This is a genomic window from Actinocrinis sp., assembly GCF_035605935.1.
Taxonomy (GTDB): Bacteria; Actinomycetota; Actinomycetes; order Streptomycetales; family Catenulisporaceae; genus Actinocrinis.
This window is the reverse complement of the sequence record NZ_DATNGK010000117.1, coordinates 1-6,203: the sequence shown is the minus strand read 5'-3', so window position 1 is coordinate 6,203 and position 6,203 is coordinate 1. Positions and strand designations below refer to the sequence as shown.

The 6,203-nt window shown below is 69.1% G+C and carries 5 protein-coding genes and 1 pseudogene; 1 reads left to right on the top strand and 5 read right to left on the bottom strand.

Going from position 1 to position 6,203, the window contains the following annotated elements; genetic code table 11:
* The 4 genes from VN779_RS10200 to VN779_RS10185 all read right to left on the bottom strand — a co-directional run.
* The coding region (locus tag VN779_RS10200; RefSeq protein WP_325722222.1) for a DUF222 domain-containing protein at positions 1-889 on the bottom strand (889 nt) is incomplete at its 3' end.
* A 460-nt stretch (positions 890-1,349) separates the two neighbouring features.
* The gene (locus tag VN779_RS10195) at positions 1,350-2,408 is read right to left on the bottom strand and encodes an alpha/beta hydrolase (RefSeq protein WP_325722221.1); all 1,059 of its coding nucleotides are present in this window, start codon (positions 2,406-2,408) and stop codon (positions 1,350-1,352) included.
* Positions 2,401-3,309 carry an RNA polymerase sigma factor SigJ gene (gene sigJ, locus VN779_RS10190; protein ID WP_325722220.1) on the bottom strand — a complete coding sequence of 303 codons (909 nt, stop codon included), beginning with the start codon at positions 3,307-3,309 and terminating at the stop codon, positions 2,401-2,403. The genes VN779_RS10195 and sigJ overlap by 8 nt, the downstream gene beginning before the upstream one ends.
* Positions 3,306-4,490 (bottom strand): NAD(P)/FAD-dependent oxidoreductase, encoded by a 1,185-nt coding sequence (locus VN779_RS10185; RefSeq protein ID WP_325722219.1) that lies wholly within the window; start codon positions 4,488-4,490, stop codon positions 3,306-3,308. Before VN779_RS10185 ends, sigJ begins: the two co-directional genes overlap by 4 nt.
* Positions 4,491-4,569: 79 nt before the next feature.
* Between VN779_RS10185 and VN779_RS10180 the strand changes: the two genes are divergently transcribed.
* Positions 4,570-5,568 (top strand): helix-turn-helix transcriptional regulator, encoded by a 999-nt coding sequence (locus VN779_RS10180; protein WP_325722218.1) that lies wholly within the window; start codon positions 4,570-4,572, stop codon positions 5,566-5,568.
* 243 nt (positions 5,569-5,811) lie between these two features.
* Here VN779_RS10180 and VN779_RS26425 read toward each other — a convergent pair.
* A pseudogene (locus tag VN779_RS26425) lies at positions 5,812-6,191 on the bottom strand (response regulator transcription factor).
* Positions 6,192-6,203 lie beyond the last annotated feature (12 nt).

Sequence of the window (6,203 nt, the reverse complement as noted above, 5' to 3'; positions counted from 1 at the left end):
CGGGCCCGAAAGACTCGCGGTCCGGCCGCACCGCCGGGCCGTCCCCGGTCCCTCGGTCTGGCTGGCCGCCGCCGGCTGGAGCGTCGCCTGGTGCGGGGTCGTCGTGGAGGCGGGCCAGTTCTTCCAGCGTCAGGTGGAGCTGGATCTGGACCGGCTGCCCGGCCCGGTCCGGCAGGCCCCCGGCCGCGATCAGCCGCCGGCACGCCTCCTCCAGCGCGTCGTGGTGACGCTGCCGCTGGGTGCGGGAGTCCTCCGGGCCGACTTTCTTGCCCAGCGCGTCCAGCACCGCCTGGACCGCCTCGGCGCACCGCGGGGTCAGGTCACCATCCAGGCGGCCGGCTCCGCCAAGCGTGGTCTGCAGCCGCAGGTACCGGTCCTCGAACCCGTCATCCCCGTCGTCGTTGTCGGGTCCGGCGAGCCGGCGCCGCATCTCCTCGGCCAGCCTCGCCAGGTCCTCCAGCCGTGCGCTGCCCGCCGCGGCCGCCAGCAGGATCTGGTCCGCCTGGTCGCGGGCGTCCTCGGGCAGCTCCTCAGTCCAGTCACAGACCTGCCGCGCCCAAGATGTACTGACCGTCCCGGCAGCAAGCGCAGCGGCAACACGCTGGTGCGCCCGCAGCCTGCGCATCCACCGCACCGACGCCGACGCCGATGCGGTGGCGACCTGGGTCTGCCACCGCAACCACGTCCGAACCGACCCCTGCCCGTCATCTTCAAACCCGCGAGCAGCATCGAACGCCGACAAAACACGGGCCCGCGCAGCGGCATGAACCGAAGCGGCCCGCTCAAGTTCCCGCAGGCACTCGGCCTGCACCGCCACCGGCACCGACGCCACATCCGCAGCAGCCAGCCAGCGCAGCGCCTCAACCGCGACCCGGACCGCCTCAGCCAACGAACCCGGCTCACTCCCCGAGCCACCCGGCACTCCCGCAGCGCCCGGGCGGCCAGAATCACCCAGCATCCCCGCAGCGCCAGACACCGCCACGCCCCGCACCGCAGCGCCGGGATCGGTGACCGCGCCCGAAGGCAGGCCAGACTGATGGTCAGGACCGCACACAGGCACCACCTCCCTTTCCAAGCGCGCCAGGAACCGGATTTCCAAGGTGACGACAATCCGACCAAAAACGGCGGACAGTCATCGGCGAACACTAAGAAAATGGAGGGCCACTCCACCGAGAACAATCTCCCGACTAGGGAGTCCAACAGCCATGGAGTCCAACGATCAGGACTCCAACTACCAGCGACCGAGCCTCTAAATGCTCTCGATCTCTACACGGCTCTCGGCGATGCCATCTCTCTGACCACTATCTCGACCCTAACAGGACCCACTGACAACGAATTGACGCTCACGCTCAGCTTCCGGACGGCCGAAGGCTTTCGGCTGGGTACAGCCCAGCGTGCAGGGCTGCGGCGGCTTCGGTCGCGGCTTCGGAGAACCGGCCGCCGAGCGGGAACAAGCTGGCGTAGCCGTGGATCAGATCGCCATGACGGCGGCAAACGACTGGTACTCCGGCGGCAGCCAGCGTCGCAGCGAACTCCTCGCCTTCGTCGCGGAGCGGGTCGAAGCCGGCGGTGCCGATATAGGTCGGCGGGAATCCGGAGAGATCCGTGGTGAGGAGCACCGATGCGTTCGGATCCGTCTGCTGGGCCGGTTGCAGGTACAGGCCCTCCATCCGATCCATGGAGTTCTCGGTCAGCAGGAATCCCCGCCCGAACAGTTCCAGTGAACGCCGCCGCGCCGTGAAGTCGACGCGCGGGTAAAACAGCAGTGCGAACGCGGGGTGGCGATCGGCGGCAGCGGAGACGACGGCCGCCAGATTCGCTCCGGCGCTGTCCCCGCCGACGGCGACCGCGTTGGGGTCAGCATCGAGTGACCTCGCGTTGCGGACGGCATAGTCGAACGCAGCGAACGCGTCCAGAACCCCGGCGGGGAATGGATGCTCAGGCGCCAGCCGGTAGTCCACGGAAAGGACCCTTACCCCGGCGTTCAGTGCCAGGAAGCGGCACAGGTTGTCGTGCGTGTCCAGGCTTCCGATGACCCAGCCGCCTCCGTGGTAGAAGACGAGGAGCGGTGAGCCAGGCGGCAGCGAATCCGGCGTGTACAACCGGGCCCGGATATCCGCGGCGGGGCCGGGAATCGTGATGTCGCTGATCGCTACGGACTGCACCGGATGGACGTCCATCATGCGGGCAGCCTTTTCGAGCGAGACGCGCGATGCGGCGACGCTGCCGGCCCAGAGCTCAGCCGAGCCGTCCAGGCGCATGAACCGGAGCAGCAACTGCGCCTCGAGGGCGAGTTCCTGGCCGTCCTCGCGGATCGGATGCCCGGCGATTAGCCGGCGCACCGGACGGGGCAAGGCGAACGTTCCGCGCAGGACCGCGCTCTTGACCCGCGAGACGCGGTCAGTCACCGCTCTGCACCCCCTGGAGTTTCTTCGGGTTGACCTGCATCGCGATCTGGGCGACCCGACCGCCGAGGACCAGCAGGTCCGCTGTTCCGACAACGGTTCCGCCGTCCCGTACGACGATGCCGTTGCGCCCGTTGATCGGTTCGACGGAGATCGTCCATCCGTCCGTCGCCTGCTGGGCCAGAACGCCGAGCAGGTATGCGGCCACCGCCGACGCACCGACGACGGGCCGGCGCGCGGCCCGAACGACATCACCGCCATCGGCGACGGAGACAACGTTCGGATCGAGCAGGGCCACCAGCTGCCCCAAGTCACCGCGGCGGCACGCGTCGAGGAACGCGGTCACGACGCGGTCGTGCTCGGCGTCCGGTACCTCGAAGCGAGGCTCGGCCGCCAGGCGCCGTCGCGCCGATACCGCCAGCTGCCGACAGGCCGCCGCGGTGCGCCCGACCGTCCCGGCGATCTCCTCGAACGAGATCCCGAACACGTCGTGCAGGATGAAGCTGACTCGTTCAGCCGGGGTCAGCTTCTCGAGAACCACGAGGAACGCGTACGAGACCGTATCGTCGAGCGTCACACGGTCGGCCGGGTCTACCGGTGCGCTGCCGGAATTGATCAGATCGGGCTCTGGGAGCCAGATCCCGCGGTACTCCTCGCGCCGAGCCCGGGCCGAACGCAGCTCATCTAGGCAGATCCGGCTCACGACGCGAGTGAGCCACGCGAGCGGCTCCCGTACCGTTGCGCGCTGCTCGTCGCTGAGCTGGTACCAGCGGGCCAGACCTTCGTGCACGGCGTCCTCGGCATCGTGCCTGGAGCCGACGATCCGATAGGCGATGGCGAAGAGCCGCCGTCGCGACTCGCGGTCCAGCGCCACGTCGCGGCGAGGACTCTGATCGGGATTCATGCGGCTGCCTTGGGACCTTGGGGAGCGTGGTAGGAGCCGGGCTTGGACCGCTCTTCGCGCAGCGCCCGCACCACCATGGTGCAAATGCTCTCCTTGACGCGGGCGCCGAGCCACCCTTCCAGATGGAACGGCCGGGGTGAGTCGTCCGCCCGTACGACCTGGACATAGCCGGAGCGCCGGCCGAGGCTGATGCACTGGATCAAGAACCCGACCGACAGCCGCTTCGGATTCTCGCCGCGCAAGGCCGCCAGGACGGTGCCGGCCGCATGGCCACCGAGAGGGAGTGCGGCGGCGCAGCTCATCCTCAGGTGCCGCGCCACCGAGTCGGGTGCGACGACCGAGTCTCCGGCGCCGATGATCTCGGGAGCGTCAACCGCACGCAGATACTCGTCCACGCGCAGCCGGCCAGCCTCGTCCACGGCCAGTCCGCTCACGCGAGCGAGGTCCGGTACCGCGAACGACGCCGCCAGCACGCAGAGGTCGAACGCGATCTTGCGGTCATCGGCCAGGAGCGCGTGGTCGCTCTCGATCGCGCTGACGGCGACGCCTGTTTCGACGGCGACGCCGAGGCGGCGGAGTTTTCGCAGGATCGAGTCGCGCGCGGCGGGACGCATGAAACCCAGCACAGGACCTTGCGACACCAGCGTGACCGCGATGTCGGGGTGCAGTTCGGCGATCTCGCTCGCGGCTTCGACACCGGTGAGCCCGCCCCCCACGACCAGGACGCGCTGCCCGCGCCCGTCCCTGATGGCCGTGGCGGCAAGCTGCGCTCCCTCGGCATCCGCGAGCAGGCACGAGTGCTCGCGCGCGCCCGGTACGGAAGCGGCCGCGACACTCCCCAGTGCGTAGATGAGATAGTCATAGCGCAGCGTAACGTCGCCATTTGTCGTGGCGACAGCTACCGTCCGTGCATCCGCTTCGATCATCGTCGCGCTGCCGACGAGGAGATCAGCGCCGTCGTGCAGAATGCCAGTGAGCGGAATCATGACGGTCTCCCGCGAACCGGCTACCAGCTGGTGCAGCCGGATGCGCTCGACGAATTCGGTGCGCGGGTTGACCACGGTCACCCGAACACCGGAGCGTTCAGCCTCACTCAGGGAGCCAAGGAGGCGGTTGGCCGCCATGACCCCCGCGTAGCCGGCGCCAACCACCACGATATCGACGGGCTTTGGATTGTCCATGATCGTCCTGACTCGTTCAGCGATGCGTCCGCAATGATGACGAAGCAGGCGGCGAGAATGTGATTGTGACCTCGGGAGGATGGCGGTGAATCCTGACTCCAGCCCGGCCGCCCGGGCGCTGCTCACGCTTGAGCTGATCCAGAACAGCCCCGGGATCACCACGGACCGGATCGCTGACAAGCTCGGCGTCTCTGACCGCGCCGTTCGCCGCTACGTCGGCATCCTGCGAGAGGCCGATATCCCGATCGAATCGGTCCGGGGTCCTTACGGCGGCTACCACGTCGGCCGGGGCCTGCGGCTCGCGCCGCTGATGTTCACCGCCGCCGAGGCCCTGGGCCTAGTGATGGCCGTGCTCGATGGCCATCACGACGCCACCGATCCAGCCGACCCGGTCGGCAGCGCGCTCGGCAAGATGATGCGCGCCTTGCCGGCGTCGGTCGCGGCGGAGGCCGACGCGGTTCGCCGGACGACGGCACCGGCCCCTGATCGCTCCGCCGTGCGGCCCGATCCGCAGACGACGACGCTGCTGGTGCAGGCCTGCTCCCAGCACCGCCTGGCGCGGCTGTCCTACCGCACAGAGAAGGGCTCGGACCTGGTCATCGAGGTCGAGCCGTGGGCCGTCGTGGTGCGCCATGGCCGCTGGTACCTGCTCTGCCGGTCGGTCAGCGCGGATGCGCGGCGCACCTACAGGATCGATCGCGTCCAGCACGTGGATCTGCTCGACGGCTTCTTCACCCCGCCCGCCGAACTCGATCCCGTGGTCGCGCTCGAGGAGAACCTCGGCGCGGGCTGGGATCACCTCGTCGAGGTGACCATCGACGCCCCCGCCGAGGTGGCAGCGCGCTTCCTGCCGCGCACCACCGGGACCCTCGAACCGGTCGACGCGCGCACCACTGCGCTGACCGGCAGCACCAGCAACGTCACCTGGTACGCCATGCAACTCGCGGCGCTGCCGATGCCCTACCGAATCCTGAAATGCCCCGACCTTAAGCAGGCGGCGCGAGACCTTGGCCAGCGGCTGCTGGCCGCCGCCGAAAGGACCAGCCCGCGAACTGGGCCGCCTGCGGCGTCGCGATAGCCCGCCGCGACGCGGAGGCCGCCCGGGATCTCCTGACCGAAGTGGACAAGCACGCGAAGGCGCTGGACGCCGCGACCGGCGGCACCATGCAGAGCGACCGGGCCAGGCGCCTGCATCAGCGACTCGACGAACTGACTTCCTGATCCAGCAGCATCGCCAGGTGCTCGAGTACTCGGTTAACCTGCGCGCTTTCGACTTCGGAATCACGGTGAATTTCACCGCCTGCTCACCCGGCCCGTCCGCTTATCCGCGCAGGGTGAGCAGGCCCCGGTTGAACGCCTCGGCGACGGCGGCCGCCCGGTCGCTGACGCCGAGCTTGGCGTAGATGTGGAGCAAGTGCGTCTTGACCGTGGCCTCGCTGATGAACAGCTTCGCGGCGGCCTCCCGGTTGGTGCTGCCGGCCGCGATCAGTTCAAGCACCTCGACCTCCCTGTGGCTGAGCGCCTCGGGTTCCGGAGTGCGGACCCGGCTCATCAGCCTGGCCGCCACCGCCGGGGACCCTCGGCGCCGTCACCGGCCTCACCGACGACCTCGAATTCCGGATCCGGGCTGAACATCCCGCTGAGCCCGTCCCTGACCACCGGGTGGTCATCGACGATCAGCAGCTTGATCGGAGTCTTGATGGGTGCGGTCAC

What these genes read in the sequence shown, in the direction of transcription:
- VN779_RS10180 (WP_325722218.1), top strand. Translation starts at nt 4,570, where the DNA reads ATGGCGGTGAATCCTGACTCCAGCCCGGCCGCCCGGGCGCTGCTCACG.
- VN779_RS10185 (WP_325722219.1), bottom strand. Translation starts at nt 4,490, where the DNA reads ATGGACAATCCAAAGCCCGTCGATATCGTGGTGGTTGGCGCCGGCTAC.
- sigJ (WP_325722220.1), bottom strand. Translation starts at nt 3,309, where the DNA reads ATGAATCCCGATCAGAGTCCTCGCCGCGACGTGGCGCTGGACCGCGAG.